Consider the following 13314-nt stretch of genomic DNA (forward strand, 5'->3'; position numbering starts at 1 on the left):
AGGGCCTGCTCGACCGCGTACTCGTCCAGCTCGGAGAGCAGGCCGTCCACGTCGTCACGGTCGACGGTCAGGTCATCGGCGAAGTGCCGGTCGCCAGTGGCGTCGGGCACGTACTTCACGGTGACAACGATCCTCAAGCTCACGCCGGCTCTCCTACTGCTGCGTCGACATTTCTCTGCTGCCTACTTGCAGGCAGCATAGGCGCCCCAAGCGGCCGATCCCGTTCGGGGCGACCCGCGCTCCGAACGAAATATTACTCGTCAGTACACCCAGTTCGTTCCCGCTAAGCAAGCGCTTTGAACTGTGACCTTCGCAACGCAGCGTAATCGGAACTCGACCGCTTCGCAGAAGTGGGCGTCAGTCGCGCAGCCCGCCGAACCGGCCCTGGTGGTAGACGAGCGGACGGCCGGCACCGGCCGGATCGCCGAGGAGCACCTCGGCCAGGACGATGCGATGGTCCCCGGCGGGCACGCGCGTGACGACCCGGCACACCAGCCAGGCCAGGACGTCGTCGAGGACGGGCACACCCTCGGGGCCCTCGCGCCAGGCGGTCGGCGTGCCGAAGCGGTCGGCGCCGCTGCGCGCGAAGGTGGCGGCCAGCTCCTGCTGGTGCTCGCCGAGTATGTGCACGCCGACGTGGTCGGCCTCGGATATCGCCGGCCAGCTGGAGGCGCCGACACCGATCCCGAAGGAGAGCAGCGGGGGCTCGACGGAGACCGAGGTGAGGGAGGTGGCGGTGAAGCCGACCGGACCCTCCTCGCCACCGGCGGTGATCACGGCGACCCCCGCCGCGTGCCGCCGGAAGACGGAGCGCAGGAGGTCGGCGGAGGCGAGTTCAGGGGTACGGAGTTCCGGCGAGGCCGTCATGGAGTGATCCTTCGGCAAGGAGGGGCGAGGGGGTCCGTGGCTGCTCAACAACCCGGACAGCGCGCGCTCGCCGTACGGGCGAGGTCGACATGGACCCGCCCGAAGAGAAGGAGTTCCGAAGGCATACGGTCAGGCTGACGATAGGTGCTGCGCACAGTCAAGTACGTTCCGGCATATGGGAGATGCCTCACCGTCCGCGTGAGCCCGGTCAAACCGCCTCCCCCAGCGCCGCGATGACGTCCGCCTTGCGCGGCTGCCCGGTGGCCCGCCGCACGACACGGCCATCGGCGTCCAGCACGAGCACGGTCGGCGTCTTGAGGATGTCGAGTTCGCGGACGAGGTCCAGATGGGCCTCGGCGTCGATCTCGATGTGGGCGACTCCGGGCACCATGTCGACCACCTCGCCCAGGATCCGCTTGGTGGCGCGGCAGGGCGCGCAGAAGGCGCTGGAGAACTGGACGAGCGTGGCGCGCTCCCCCAACTCCCCGCCCAGCTCGGCCGCGCCGAGCCGCTTGCCGTCGTCACGCCCGCGCACGCGCACTCTCCCGCTCCGCCGCTTGTGCAGCACTCCATAGGCGCTCGCGACGGCGAGCACCACCACACACACCACAACTCCGGCCATCACTGGGCTCCAGCGTTCACGAGACTGCAAAGATTCCCGGTGCCACGAACGGTTTTCCATGCAGAATGCTTGATTCATGGACATCGACGTGAGGGGACCGCGCTTCGGGGCGGCCGTGACGACCCTAGTACTGGCGGTCGTGCTGATCACCGGCAACGTGTGGCTCCTGGCCTGGCAGACCCTGGCGTTCGCCCTGGGCGCGGCCGGCGGAGTGGCGCGTTCGCCGTACGGCTGGCTGTTCCGCAAGGCCGTGCGACCCCGGATCGGCCCGCCGACCGAGTTCGAGGCGCCGGAGCCGCCGCGGTTCGCGCAGGCGGTCGGGCTCGTCTTCGCCGCCGTGGGGCTCGTCGGCTACGCGCTCGGACCGACATGGCTGGGGCTCGCCGCGACCGGCGCGGCGCTCGCGGCCGCCTTTCTCAATTCCGCGTTCGGGTACTGCCTGGGCTGCGAGGTGTACCTGCTCGTGCGGCGGGTAACGGTACGTACGCAGTAAAGGCGGCGTAAAAGCACGAGGTGGATCAAGCAGCCGACGTGACAAGGATCTCGCCGTTCACGGGCACGAAGACTGGCCCCCGGTCCGTTCTTGGGGCACGATCTGCGAGATGCCGTAAACCTACGGCGCCGTAACTTTCCCGCCGGGAGCCGTCTTTCCCAGCAGAGAAGGAAGGGTCCACCCCGTCCATGGCAGAGCTTGTCTATCGACCCGCTGTCGGCCTCGCGCTCACGCTGTTCAAGGCGTGGGACCTCAAGATCGACTGCCAGGGGTCGGAGAACATCCCGCGCTCGGGCGGCGCCGTGCTGGTGAGCAATCACATCAGCTACCTGGACTTCATCTTCGACGGCCTGGCGGCGCTCCCGCAGAAACGACTCGTTCGCTTCATGGCGAAGGAGTCCGTCTTCCGGCACAAGATCTCCGGACCGCTGATGCGCGGGATGAAGCACATCCCCGTGGACCGCAAGCAGGGTGAGACCGCGTACCAGCACGCGCTGGACTCGCTGCGTTCCGGCGAGATCGTCGGGGTCTTCCCGGAGGCCACGATCTCGCAGTCGTTCACGCTGAAGTCCTTCAAGTCGGGTGCCGCGCGCATGGCCCAGGAGGCGGGCGTCCCGCTGATCCCGATGGCGGTGTGGGGCACGCAGCGACTGTGGACCAAGGGCCACCCTCGTAACTTCAAGCGCAGTCACATCCCGATCACGATCCGCGTCGGCGAGGCGATCGAGGCGTCCAAGGACAAGTACGCGGGCGCGATCACCCGCCAACTGCGCGAGAGCGTCCAGCAGATGCTGGAGGCCGCGCAGCGGGCGTACCCGGTCCGGCCGAAGGACGCCAACGACACGTGGTGGATGCCGGCGCATCTCGGTGGGACCGCGCCGACGCCGGAGGAAGTCAAGGCGTCCGAGGCCCGCTGACACCCCGCGGTCCGCGCGGTGCGGCGCGGCCGATAGGGTCCCGGCGGTAAACGGAAACCGGGTGCCCGGGGCTCTTCACGTGGTCGTCGGACGATCCGGTGGCGCGCTACGGGGGCTGGGCATGAGGCGTTGGATCAAGGTGTCGGTCACGGCTGCGGTCGTGCTGGGGATCGGCGGCTGGATCGCCACCCCGTACGTCAACGACTGGTGGCTGCTGCGTACCGCCTGCGACGGATCGCTGCCCGTCGACGCGGTGCGGGAACTGGGGCGCAACGGCTCGCACTTCAAGGACGCGACGAGCGCCTCCCATCCGGAGTTGGGTGACTACGGCTGCTCCCTCGGCTTCGAGGGCGACGAACTGCGCAGCGACCGGCTGCTGATGATGGAGGCGTACACCCGGCGGGACGACCTGGACCGGGAGTTGATGACGGTCTTCCCCGAGTCGGGGTTCGACACCATGGCGCCGATGCCGGACGGACTGCCCGGCTTCATCGACAAGTTCGGCGCTCTCCAGCTCCTGGTGCCCTGTCCGGAACTCAAGAAGGACGACGAGGGCCGCCAGCCCAAGCTGTTGGTGCGCACCCGGCTGGGTCGGGACACGCTGTGGGGCACGCCCGCCGCCTACGAGACGGCCGTGACGCTCGCCAACTCCGCGTCCGAGCGGCTGGGTTGCGGCGCCGAGCCGCTGAGGACACCCGAGGGCGATGCCGCACCGGTGGATCCGGACAGGGATCCGAAGACGGTGTCTCTGGACAGGTCCGCGGACACCGCCTGCGGCTGGGCCGACGAGTCCGGGCTGCTCGAAGCGTCCCGGTGGCAGGTCGCGACGCTGATGAACGACGCGGGTCCGGTGGGGCGTTGCGACCTGTACGCGCGGGACGCCGATTCCGGCGAGATGGAGACCCAGCTGTCGTTCGCCGCCTGGTACGGCGACTGGAGCAGCCGTCTGATCGCCGAGGAGAGCCGCCTGCCCGCGGCCCGTACGGCGACGGCGCGCTGCGACGGCGAGGCGGCCAACTTCGCGCTCAGCGACGACGAGGACATCCCCGGCGTCGGCGAGGCCGTGAAGCGGAAGCTGCTCACGGCCTTCGCCCGGGAGCAGGTGCGGCAGCGGGGGTGCTCGGACCTGGAGCTCGGCGGCTGAGTCCGCTCAGAACGTCATCCACAGCGCCCTGACGTACCGGTCGTCGATCAACTGCCGCAGGTCCGAGGCGCGTTCCGGCGGCACGTTCCGCGCCTTGGCCCAGGCGTCCAGCACGGTGAACAGCTGGTGCCGCCCGTCCATCAGGTCCCCGGCGACCGGCCCGGAGACCTGTCGCTCGGCGATGTCCCCCATCGGCGGACGGCTGCTCAGCTGTCGCGTGGCCGCCCGATAGGTGCCGCGCGTGTGCTGCTGCACGACTCTGTCGAAGGCCGCGAGGTCGGGGATGGTGCCCTCCCTGGCGTAGCGCGCCCGGAGGTTCATCAGGGTGCCGACGCGGTCGGTGAGGTGTTCCAGGTCGATGTCGACCCAGGTGTCGGCGGGCCGGGGTGTCCCGTCCTTGTCCGGCTCCGGGTGGTGGTCGGGGTCCGCGCCCGCCCGGGTGAGGCGTTCGAGGTAGTAGGCGAGGTAGGCGCGCTGGGCGTCGTAGAGGATCGCGAACGCCTCGGGGTCCTTGGCGAGTTCGGCCATCAGGGCTTCCGGGTCCGCGCCCACGGACGAATAGGGCTGGGCGTGCTCGAAGTCGGCGTGCGCCTCGCCGGGGGCGAGGAAGCGGCCGTACGTCGTCCACCCGGTGTCGTCCGGTGCGGCCGACGTGGCGTCGGCGGCCGGGGTGTAGGCCTCGTCGTCGGGGCTCAGATAGCGGTTCGCGTCCACGACGTACTCGGCGAGCAGACGGGCCAGGCCGGGTGCCAGGCCGGCGGGCACCTCCGTGTCGTCGAAGGCGGCCACGACCGCGTAGGCGCCGCGGGCCTGGGCGAGGGTGTGGGGCTTGCCGTCCGGGGCACGGGTGGCCGCCTCCACGACCCGGCCGAGCACCTCGGCGCCGTCCCCGCACGGGTTCTCGTGCACCAGGAGGTCGCGCACGGCGCCGAACAGGGTCAGTTCGTCGCCCGGGTCGAGGGCGCGGGTGGCGGCCGCCGGGTCCTTCGCGAGCGCGCGGGTCGACGCGGGGATCTCCTGGCATCGGGGCTCGTCCCCGGAGTCCGCGAGGACGACCGGCACGGCCGTGGCCGTCGCCAGCACCGCCAGCGCCACGGCCGAGGTGAGCAGCCAGTGCTTCCTCAGCCGGGCGAGCGGCCTGGTCGGCTGCTCCGCGTCCACACTCGTGCCGTCTTCCGCTGCTCCCCCATCACGCATGCCGGGAGGTTAACGACCGCGACGGATCAGCCGCGCACCGGGTCGGCCTCGTGCACCTCGATACGTGCCCCGGGGCTGAACTTCTCCAGCAGCTCGGCGAGTTCGGCGGCCGCCGCCTCCACCTCGGGGACCGGCATCGGCGCGAGGCTCTCCAGCAGGAAGATGCCGGAGACGGTCTCCTCGGTGAGCCGGGTGCGCGGCCCCTGGCGCCAGTTCCAGCGCCGGCAGGTCACGCCCCGCTCGTCGCGCCAGACCACCTCTCCGGCGTCGGGGTGCTCGACGGTCTCCACGCCGCCGGCCACGGTCACGAAGTCCTCGTCGCCACTCGCCCGCACGAGGCGCATCCCGCCCTCGATGCGGTCGATGTCCTCGCCGCCGACCGGGATCAGATGGGCGACGCTGATGGCGTTGTAGAGGTCGACGAGCAGGTTGATCCGGGGCAGCCCACCGTCCGCCAGAGCGCGCTTGGCCAGCGCCTCCGCCGAGTTGCGGGTGCGCGAGGGCTTCGACCCGAACGCCGTGTAGGCCTCGCGCCAGGCGGCCATGTGCGGGTCCTCGTGCGGGGCCCGCCCTGCCAGGCGTACGGCGAGACGGCGGGCGGCGTCGTCGAGAAGCGCGGAACTCGCCTCGGTGCTCGGTCCGTTGACGAGGCCGTGCGCCTCGACGCCCACATGCGTGAAGCCGGGCGCGAGCGCGCGCACCTCGTCGGACACGGTCAGGGAGAAGGTCATCGACTGCCTCAGAGTGCGGAAGGGAGTGTCTTCCACAGGTGGGGCCGGTCGGGGGCGGCCTGCAGAACACTCAACACGGTCGGATGAGGTTCAGCGTACAGCACCGGGTAGTCCACCTCATTGGACTGCGGATCCGGGATCCACGCCAGCCGCTCGCCTTCGAGGGAGAACCGGGCATCCACCCCCGGCTTGTTGCCGCGCGGGTCCTGCCGGTGCCAGGCCCCGTTGAACCGCAGCGCGACCAGACCGTGCACGACATGCCCGGTCCCGTCGTCGCTCGCCAGTCGCTGATAGCAGAGGGCGGTCGGGATGTCCTCGGCCCGCAGCAGCGCGGCCAGCGCATGGGCTTTGGCGTGGCAGATGCCGGTGCCCTGTTCGAGCACATCGGAGGCCCGCCAGGTGACACGCAGGTCGCCGGAGTCCTGCGAGTGGGGGATGGCGTCGCGCACGAACTCGAACGCCAGCTGCGCATAGGCATACGAGTCCGCGGCCTCCGGGGCGAGGCGCGCAGCCGTCTCGCGGACCAGCGGATGGTCATGGTCGATGACCTGGTCGGCCGCCAAGTACGCGGACAGGTCAGGGGTGTTCTGGATCAGCTCCATGACCGCAGAGCATAGGAACGCGATCACCGAGAGTCAATTCTTTTTCGGGTGACCGCATACCTATGCATTGATGGGGAGGCCGCTAGTGCGCCATCTCCTCCTTCAGCGCCGCGACGAACGCGTCCACGTCCTCCTCGGTCGTGTCGAAGGCGCACATCCAGCGCACGACGCCCGCCGTCTCGTCCCAGAAGTAGAACCGGAACCGCTTCTGCAGACGCACGCTCACCTCGTGCGGGAGCTTGGCGAACACGCCGTTGGCCTGCACCGGGTAGAGGATCTCCACGCCGTGCACGGCACGGACGCCCTCCGCGAGCCGCTGGGCCATCTCGTTGGAGTGGCGGGCGTTGCGCAGCCACAGGTCCTTGGCGAGCAGCGCCTCCAGCTGGACCGACACGAAGCGCATCTTGGAGGCGAGCTGCATGGACAGCTTGCGCAGATGCTTCATGTGGCTGACGGCGTCCTGGTTGATGACCACGACGGCCTCGCCGAACAGCGCGCCGTTCTTGGTCCCGCCCAGCGACAGGATGTCGACGCCGACCGCGTTGGTGAACGTCCGCATCGGGACGTCCAGGGAGGCGGCCGCGTTGGCTATGCGGGAGCCGTCCAGGTGCACCTTCATGCCGTGCGCGTGGGCGTGGTCGCAGATCGCGCGGATCTCGTCGGGCGTGTAGAGCGTGCCCAGCTCCGTGCTCTGGGTGATCGAGACGACCTGCGGCATCGCGCGGTGCTCGTCGTCCCAGCCGTACGCCTGCCGGTCGATCAGCTCGGGCGTGAGCTTGCCGTCCGGCGTGGGCACCGTGAGCAGCTTGAGGCCGCCCATGCGCTCGGGGGCGCCGCCCTCGTCCACGTTGATGTGCGCGCTCTCCGCGCAGATCACCGCGCCCCAGCGGTCGGTGACCGCCTGGAGGGCGACGACGTTGGCGCCGGTGCCGTTGAAGACCGGGAACGCCTCCGCCGTAGGGCCGAAGTGGCTGCGGATGATCGACTGCAGGTTCTCGGTGTAGTCGTCCTCGCCGTAGGCGACCTGGTGCCCGCCGTTGGCCAGGGCCAGGGCGGCGAGCACCTCCGGGTGGGCGCCGGCGTAGTTGTCGCTGGCGAAGCCCCGGCTGTCCGGGTCGTGGTGCCGGCGGGCGTCGGTCTTGGGAGGGTTCACGGCTTCTCGGTGAGCCACAGACGGTTTCCGTTCACTTCCCCGGCGGGCTTCTCCCAGACGTCGGCGATGGCCCCCGCGAGGTCCTTGACGTCCGTGAAGCCCGCGAACTTCGCGTTGGGACGCTCGGCGCGCATCGCGTCGTGCACCAACGCCTTCACCACCAGGATGGTGGCGGCCGAGCTGAGCTCCGCACCGGCCCCCGCCTTGCGGAAGAAGTCGGCCATGGCGAGCGTCCAGGCCTCGGCGGCGGCCTTGGCGGCGGCGTACGCGGCGTTGCCCGCGGTGGGCTTGGTCGCACCCGCGGCGCTGATCAGGACGTAGCGTCCGCGGTCGCTGCGCTGGAGCGCCTCGGAGAAGGCGAGGGAGGTGTGCTGCACGGTGCGGATGAGCAGCAGCTCCAGGAAGTCCCAGTCGTCCAGGCTCGTCTTGATGAAGGTCTCGCTGCCGCGCCAGCCGCCGACGAGGTGGACCACGCCGTCGACACCGCCGAAGTCCTTCTCGATCCGCGCGGCCCAGTCACGGGTGGACTCCAGGTCCAGCAGGTCGACCGGCTCACCGGTGACCGAGGCGCCACCGGCGCTGTAGCGGGCCGCGTCCACGGCCTCCGCGAGACGCTCGGGGTCGTTGTCCGCGCCGACGACGGTCGCCCCGGCCTCGGCCAGCCGCAGCAGCGTCGCGCGGCCCGCGGGACCGCCCGCGCCGGCCACCGCGATCACCGCACCGCTGAGAGCTCCGTTCCCCGCCATGTTCTTCGCCTCCTGAGCTTGCCGTGCAGTGTTCTCGGTGCCGTGGTCGCTCACGCGGCCACTCGCTCGGCACTCTCCGCCGTGATGCCGCGAGTCGAGGCGATCACGTTCTTGAGCTTCTTGGAGAGGGCCTCATAGAACATGCTCAGCGGAAACTCGTCCGGAAGCACGTCATCGACGAGCTTGCGCGGCGGCTGGGTCAGGTCGAGGGCGTCGGGACCCTTGGCCCACTTGGAGCCCGGGTGCGGGGCGAGGTAGGTGGAGACCAGCTCGTACGCGGCGAACCAGTGGACGAGCTTGGGACGGTCGATGCCCGCCCGGTAGAGGTCCTCGATCTCGGCGCAGAGCTGGTTGGTGACCTGCGGGGCGCGCTGCCAGTCGATGTAAAGCTTGTTGTCGGTCCAGCGGACGACGTCGTGCTTGTGCAGGTACGCGAAGAGCAGCTGGCCGCCGAGCCCGTCGTAGTTGCGGACCCGCTCGCCGGTGACCGGGAAGCGGAACATGCGGTCGAAGAGCACCGCGAACTGCACGTCACGGGCCTGCGAGACGCCTTCCGCCTCCAGCTTCACGGCCTCCTTGAAGGCGGTGAGGTCGCAGCGCAGCTCTTCGAGGCCGTACATCCAGAACGGCTGGCGCTGCTTGATCATGAAGGGGTCGAAGGGCAGGTCGCCGTGGCTGTGGGTGCGGTCGTGGACCATGTCCCACAGGACGAAGGCCTCCTCGCAGCGCGTCTGGTCGTGGACCATCGCGGCGATGTCCTCGGGCAGCTCCAGGCCCAGGATGCCGACCGCGGCGTCGGTCACCCGGCGGAAGCGGGCGGCCTCGCGGTCGCAGAAGATGCCACCCCAGGAGAATCGTTCCGGCGCCTCGCGCACGGCGATGGTCTCCGGGAAGAGGACGGCCGAGTTCGTGTCGTAGCCGGCCGTGAAGTCCTCGAACTTGATGCCGCAGAACAGCGGGTTGTCATAGCGCGTGCGCTCCAGCTCGGCCAGCCAGTCGGGCCAGACCATGCGCAGCACGACCGCTTCGAGATTGCGGTCGGGGTTGCCGTTCTGGGTGTACATCGGGAAGACGACCAGGTGCTGGAGACCGTCCGCGCGCCCCTTGGCGGGCTGGAAGGCCAGCAGCGAGTCGAGGAAGTCGGGCACCTCGAAGCCGCCGTCGGCCCAGCGCTTCAGGTCCTTGACCAGGGCCTCGTGGTAGGCGGTGTCGTGCGGGAGCAGCGGGGAGAGCTGCTCGACGGCGTCGACGACCTGCCGTACGACGGCCTCGGCGTCCGTGCGCCCCGGGGCGCCCTCGGCGGTGAAGTCGATCGACCCGTCCTTGGCCTGCCAGGGCCGGATCCGCTCCACAGCATCCTTGAGCACGGGCCATGCCGGGTGCTCCACCACCCTGGTCACGGGAGGAGCCTGCTCCCCCGTCGCCGCCTGCACAAGAATTTCCGTCATGTCCCATCCTCCACGGGAGAACCTCGCGTTAGGACACCGTATGCATATGAGCTTCCTTCCAGCAAGAGCAGACTCCGGAGATTATCCTGCACACCCGCATGGTCACGAAACTTTTTCCTGCCGGATGCCATGAGAGCCGCCCAGATGGGTAGACGTGCTCCTCTGGGCGGACTCGCGTGGTCAATGTCCGCAGGACTCGCCCACGCCAGGGTGACCACCCGGAGCCGTACCGGGCTGGTGCCGCCTCCCGTGTCACCCCGATCCCCCGTGTACGCGCGGGTTCATCACCGGCCGGGCGCACTAGGCTGCGGATCTGCCCGCGCGATCGTCCGCTCCGGTCCGCGCGCACGCCGAGCCGCCGTCGACGGAAGCGAGTTGAACCTTGAACTTCCTTACCATCGGTCATCGCGGGGTCATGGGTCTCGAACCCGAGAACACCCTCCGTTCCTTCGTGGCCGCCCAGCAGGCCGGCCTCGACGTCATCGAACTCGACCTGCACCTGAGCAAGGACGGTGCCCTGGTCGTCATGCACGACACGGACGTGGACCGCACGACCGACGGGACCGGTCCGATCGCCGAGAAGACCCTCGCCGAACTGCGCGCCCTGGACGCGGGCCGCGGTGAGCGCGTGCCCGTCTTCGAGGAGGTCCTGGACGCGGTGCGACTGCCGCTCCAGGCCGAGATCAAGGACATGCAGGCGGCCCGGGCACTGGCCGAGGTCATGCTCCGGCGGGACCTGGTCGCCCGGGTGGAGGTGTCCTCGTTCCATGACGAGGCGATCGCCGAGATCTCCCGCCTGGTGCCGGGCGTACGGACCGCGCTGATCGCCAGCCGGTACGGCACCGACATCGTGGACCGTGCCGTCGAGGCCGGTGCCGCGACGGTCTGTCTGAACATCCGACGGATCACGCTGGAGGTCGTGGAGGCCGCCCGCAAGGCGGACCTCAGGATCATCGGCTGGGTGGTGAACACACAGGACCATCTGCGGCTCGTACGGGCCCTCCAGCTGGACGGCGCGACCACCGACTACCCGGAGATCAAACGCACCGCCCGCTTCACCGCGTAGCCCCCTGCATGAACGTCACACCAGCGGCTTGACCAGCAGCTCGAACTGAAGGTCGTCACGCTGCGGAACGCCGAACCGCTCGTCGCCGTACGGGAACGGGGTCATCCGGCCCGTACGGCGGTAGCCGCGGCGCTCGTACCAGGCGATCAGGTCGTCGCGTACGGAGATCACCGTCATGTGCATCTCCGTGGCGCCCCACTCCTCACGGACCCTGCGCTCGGCCTCGGCGATGATCACCTTCCCGAGGCCGCCGCCCTGGAGCTTCGGGCTGACCGCGAACATCCCGAAGTAGGCGTGGGTACCGCGGTGTTCGAGCTGGCAGCAGGCGACGACCTCGCCGTCGCGCTCGACGGTGAGCAGCCGGCTGTCGGGCGACTTGATGACCGCGAGAACGCCCTCCGGGTCGGTCCGCTGCCCCTCCAGGATGTCCGCCTCGGTGGTCCACCCCGTCCGGCTGGAGTCCCCGCGGTACGCCGACTCGATCAGCACGACCAGGGTGTCCACGTCGGTGTCGACGGCATCGCGGAACGTCAGTCCAGCGGTCATGGGGCGTATCTCCGCTCTCGGGCACGGCACGGGCACGGACGAGCGTAGCGCTCCCACTAGGCTCCGCCGCATGGTGCATGTACTCAGCGGCCGGACCCTCCTCCACCCCACCGACCCCGAGCGTTCCCGGGTCTTCTACGGCGAGCAGCTCGGCCTCGGCGTCTACCGCGAGTTCGGCACGGGCCCCGAGCGCGGCACCGTCTACTTCCTCGGTGGAGGCTTCCTGGAGCTCTCGGGACGCTCCGAGACGCCCCCGTCCCCGGCGGTGCGGCTGTGGATGCAGGTCGCGGACCTGACGGCCGCCCACGAGGAGCTGGTGGCCAAGGGGGTCGAGATCGTCCGGCCGCCGGTGAAGGAGCCCTGGGGTCTGATCGAGATGTGGATCGCGGATCCCGACGGCACCCCGATCGTGCTGGTGGAGGTCCCGGCGGACCACCCGATCCGGTACCGGCCGGGAATCTAGGGCCGGTGCTCCCAGCCTCGGTCGGTGCGGGTCAGTTCGCGGAAGCCGCCCGAGGTCAGCTCGCCCGCGTCCCCGGTAGGCCTCGCCGACCTCGGGGTCCTCTCGGTACCGCAGCAGATGGGCGGCCGCGACCACGTGCCGGCGCTGCTCGGCGACGAGGGTGACGCGCTCGCACATCCAGGGGTCGGTGAGGAACTCGTCGGGTCGCCGTTCCAGGGCGCTGAGCACGGTGTTCGTGGAGACGGAGACGCCGGGGACGACGGCGGCTGGGGGTCCCCCCGCTCGAGCGAAGCCGAGAGTGGGGGGAGGGCGTTGACCGCTCGGTCAGCTGCCGCGGTCGTCGCGGTGGAAGGGGCGCACCTCTGGGGCGGGCATACCTCCGGTCGGTGGTGAGGGGAGGCCGCCATGAGGTGCGGTACGCCGTCGAGGGTACGCGGGCCCATGGCCGCCGGGCCAGAGTGCGACGCCGGATGGCAGGGGCGGTCGAGCGGGGCTAGCGTGCGAAAGGGGACGCCCGCGTCGGCAGGAAGGCCGTGACGCCATGAAACTCGACAAGCCGGTGGCCGGCGGGCCCTGCTGGGCCGAGGTGGGAACTCCTGATCTGGCGGCCGGGCAGCGCTTCTACGGCGAGCTCTTCGGCTGGCGGACCGAGACCGACTCCCGTGAGGAGATGGGCGGCTACACCATCGCGTACGTCGGTCATCTCTCCGTCGCCGCGCTCGTGCCGTTGGGTGAGGAGCCGCAGCCGGTCACGTGGTTCGTGACATTCGCCGTGGCGGACGTCGACGCCACGGTGGAGAAGGTCAAGTCGGCCGGTGGCACGGTGGCGTTCGAGCCCGGTGACGTGCCCGGCATGGGGCGCTTCGCGTCCGTCGCCGATCCGCAGGGCGCCGCTTTCCATGTGTGGCAGGCGCAGGGCTTCGAGGGGGCGGGACTGCTCAACGAGCCGGGCTCGCTGGGCTGGGTGGAGCTGATGAGCAGGCAGCCCGAGCGGTCGGTGGACTTCTACACCACCGTGTTCGGCTGGAGTGTCAACGCCTCGGAGCGCTACACGCAGTGGGGTCTCGACGGTGCCGACTTCGGCGGCATGGTGACGATGGACGACAAGTTCCCGCCCGAGGTGCCCCCGCACTGGCTGCCCTACTTCGCGGTGGCGGACGTGGACGCGAGCGCGGCCACGGCGACGGAGTCGGGCGGCACGGTCCTGATGGAGCCCACGACGGTGCCCGACAGTCTGCGCATCGCGGTGCTGCGGGATCCTCAAGGGGCGATGTTCGGGGTGTACTCGGCGGGCGCCGAACACTGATCCGCGGCCGCCA

The 13314-nt window shown here is 70.1% G+C and carries 15 protein-coding genes and 2 pseudogenes; 6 read left to right on the forward strand and 11 right to left on the reverse strand.

Going from position 1 to position 13314, the window contains the following annotated elements; translation table 11 throughout:
* From ACFY0U_RS31070 to ACFY0U_RS31080, 3 genes and pseudogenes are all read right to left on the reverse strand, one after another.
* Nucleotides 1–143, reverse strand: a pseudogene (locus ACFY0U_RS31070) (electron transfer flavoprotein subunit beta); the annotation flags it as partial.
* 214 nt (nt 144–357) lie between these two features.
* Nucleotides 358–867: a flavin reductase family protein gene (locus ACFY0U_RS31075; RefSeq protein WP_388641478.1), complete on the reverse strand. Its 510-nt coding sequence runs from the start codon at nt 865–867 to the stop codon at nt 358–360.
* Nucleotides 868–1075: 208 nt separating this feature from the next.
* Nucleotides 1076–1489, reverse strand: a complete 414-nt coding sequence (locus tag ACFY0U_RS31080) for a TlpA family protein disulfide reductase (RefSeq protein WP_388641480.1) — start codon at nt 1487–1489, stop codon at nt 1076–1078.
* A 76-nt stretch (nt 1490–1565) separates the two neighbouring features.
* Between ACFY0U_RS31080 and ACFY0U_RS31085 the strand changes: the two genes are divergently transcribed.
* The 3 genes from ACFY0U_RS31085 (at nt 1566) to ACFY0U_RS31095 (ending at nt 4043) form a co-directional block, all read left to right on the forward strand.
* Nucleotides 1566–1982: a DUF4395 domain-containing protein gene (locus ACFY0U_RS31085; protein WP_388641482.1), complete on the forward strand. Its 417-nt coding sequence runs from the start codon at nt 1566–1568 to the stop codon at nt 1980–1982.
* 188 nt (nt 1983–2170) lie between these two features.
* Entirely contained in the window at nt 2171–2899 is a 729-nt protein-coding gene (locus ACFY0U_RS31090) for a lysophospholipid acyltransferase family protein (RefSeq protein WP_388641484.1), read from the forward strand.
* A gap of 121 nt (nt 2900–3020) precedes the next feature.
* Nucleotides 3021–4043 carry a hypothetical protein gene (locus ACFY0U_RS31095; protein ID WP_388641486.1) on the forward strand — a complete coding sequence of 341 codons (1023 nt, stop codon included), beginning with the start codon at nt 3021–3023 and terminating at the stop codon, nt 4041–4043.
* A 6-nt stretch (nt 4044–4049) separates the two neighbouring features.
* Here the strand turns inward: ACFY0U_RS31095 and ACFY0U_RS31100 are convergent, their stop codons facing one another.
* From ACFY0U_RS31100 to ACFY0U_RS31125, 6 genes are all read right to left on the reverse strand, one after another.
* Nucleotides 4050–5240 carry a hypothetical protein gene (locus ACFY0U_RS31100; RefSeq protein WP_388641487.1) on the reverse strand — a complete coding sequence of 397 codons (1191 nt, stop codon included), beginning with the start codon at nt 5238–5240 and terminating at the stop codon, nt 4050–4052.
* A 26-nt stretch (nt 5241–5266) separates the two neighbouring features.
* Entirely contained in the window at nt 5267–5971 is a 705-nt protein-coding gene (locus ACFY0U_RS31105) for a B3/4 domain-containing protein (protein WP_388641488.1), read from the reverse strand.
* A gap of 8 nt (nt 5972–5979) precedes the next feature.
* Nucleotides 5980–6573, reverse strand: a complete 594-nt coding sequence (locus ACFY0U_RS31110) for a transglutaminase domain-containing protein (protein ID WP_388641490.1) — start codon at nt 6571–6573, stop codon at nt 5980–5982.
* 82 nt (nt 6574–6655) lie between these two features.
* Nucleotides 6656–7726 carry a threonine aldolase family protein gene (locus ACFY0U_RS31115; RefSeq protein ID WP_388641491.1) on the reverse strand — a complete coding sequence of 357 codons (1071 nt, stop codon included), beginning with the start codon at nt 7724–7726 and terminating at the stop codon, nt 6656–6658.
* Entirely contained in the window at nt 7723–8472 is a 750-nt protein-coding gene (locus ACFY0U_RS31120; protein ID WP_388641492.1) for an SDR family NAD(P)-dependent oxidoreductase, read from the reverse strand. Before ACFY0U_RS31120 ends, ACFY0U_RS31115 begins: the two co-directional genes overlap by 4 nt.
* A gap of 50 nt (nt 8473–8522) precedes the next feature.
* Nucleotides 8523–9920: a DUF6421 family protein gene (locus ACFY0U_RS31125; protein ID WP_388641493.1), complete on the reverse strand. Its 1398-nt coding sequence runs from the start codon at nt 9918–9920 to the stop codon at nt 8523–8525.
* A gap of 382 nt (nt 9921–10302) precedes the next feature.
* On the opposite strand from ACFY0U_RS31125, the gene ACFY0U_RS31130 reads away from it, so the two are divergent.
* Nucleotides 10303–10986, forward strand: coding sequence for a glycerophosphodiester phosphodiesterase (locus ACFY0U_RS31130; RefSeq protein ID WP_388641494.1), 684 nt, complete (start codon nt 10303–10305; stop codon nt 10984–10986).
* A 15-nt stretch (nt 10987–11001) separates the two neighbouring features.
* Here the strand turns inward: ACFY0U_RS31130 and ACFY0U_RS31135 are convergent, their stop codons facing one another.
* Entirely contained in the window at nt 11002–11532 is a 531-nt protein-coding gene (locus ACFY0U_RS31135; RefSeq protein ID WP_388641496.1) for a GNAT family N-acetyltransferase, read from the reverse strand.
* Nucleotides 11533–11602: 70 nt separating this feature from the next.
* Here ACFY0U_RS31135 and ACFY0U_RS31140 point away from each other — a divergent pair, with 70 nt between their 5' ends.
* Nucleotides 11603–11995 carry a VOC family protein gene (locus ACFY0U_RS31140; protein ID WP_388641498.1) on the forward strand — a complete coding sequence of 131 codons (393 nt, stop codon included), beginning with the start codon at nt 11603–11605 and terminating at the stop codon, nt 11993–11995.
* Between the two features lie 60 nt (nt 11996–12055).
* Here the strand turns inward: ACFY0U_RS31140 and ACFY0U_RS31145 are convergent.
* A pseudogene (locus ACFY0U_RS31145) lies at nt 12056–12370 on the reverse strand (hypothetical protein); the annotation flags it as partial.
* A gap of 166 nt (nt 12371–12536) precedes the next feature.
* Here ACFY0U_RS31145 and ACFY0U_RS31150 point away from each other — a divergent pair.
* A complete protein-coding gene (locus ACFY0U_RS31150; RefSeq protein WP_388641499.1) occupies nt 12537–13301 on the forward strand; it encodes a VOC family protein in 765 nt (254 codons plus the stop codon).
* The last annotated feature ends 13 nt before the right edge of the window (nt 13302–13314 follow it).

The sequence above is a fragment of the Streptomyces sp. NPDC001536 genome (genome assembly GCF_042894505.1).
Classification (GTDB): Bacteria; Actinomycetota; Actinomycetes; order Streptomycetales; family Streptomycetaceae; genus Streptomyces.

Coding starts and splice junctions, on each gene's coding strand:
- ACFY0U_RS31075 (WP_388641478.1), bottom strand. CDS start 867: ATGACGGCCTCGCCGGAACTCCGTACCCCTGAACTCGCCTCCGCCGAC.
- ACFY0U_RS31080 (WP_388641480.1), bottom strand. CDS start 1,489: ATGGCCGGAGTTGTGGTGTGTGTGGTGGTGCTCGCCGTCGCGAGCGCC.
- ACFY0U_RS31085 (WP_388641482.1), top strand. CDS start 1,566: ATGGACATCGACGTGAGGGGACCGCGCTTCGGGGCGGCCGTGACGACC.
- ACFY0U_RS31090 (WP_388641484.1), top strand. CDS start 2,171: ATGGCAGAGCTTGTCTATCGACCCGCTGTCGGCCTCGCGCTCACGCTG.
- ACFY0U_RS31095 (WP_388641486.1), top strand. CDS start 3,021: ATGAGGCGTTGGATCAAGGTGTCGGTCACGGCTGCGGTCGTGCTGGGG.
- ACFY0U_RS31100 (WP_388641487.1), bottom strand. CDS start 5,240: ATGCGTGATGGGGGAGCAGCGGAAGACGGCACGAGTGTGGACGCGGAG.
- ACFY0U_RS31105 (WP_388641488.1), bottom strand. CDS start 5,971: ATGACCTTCTCCCTGACCGTGTCCGACGAGGTGCGCGCGCTCGCGCCC.
- ACFY0U_RS31110 (WP_388641490.1), bottom strand. CDS start 6,573: ATGGAGCTGATCCAGAACACCCCTGACCTGTCCGCGTACTTGGCGGCC.
- ACFY0U_RS31120 (WP_388641492.1), bottom strand. CDS start 8,472: ATGGCGGGGAACGGAGCTCTCAGCGGTGCGGTGATCGCGGTGGCCGGC.
- ACFY0U_RS31125 (WP_388641493.1), bottom strand. CDS start 9,920: ATGACGGAAATTCTTGTGCAGGCGGCGACGGGGGAGCAGGCTCCTCCC.
- ACFY0U_RS31135 (WP_388641496.1), bottom strand. CDS start 11,532: ATGACCGCTGGACTGACGTTCCGCGATGCCGTCGACACCGACGTGGAC.
- ACFY0U_RS31140 (WP_388641498.1), top strand. CDS start 11,603: ATGGTGCATGTACTCAGCGGCCGGACCCTCCTCCACCCCACCGACCCC.
- ACFY0U_RS31150 (WP_388641499.1), top strand. CDS start 12,537: ATGAAACTCGACAAGCCGGTGGCCGGCGGGCCCTGCTGGGCCGAGGTG.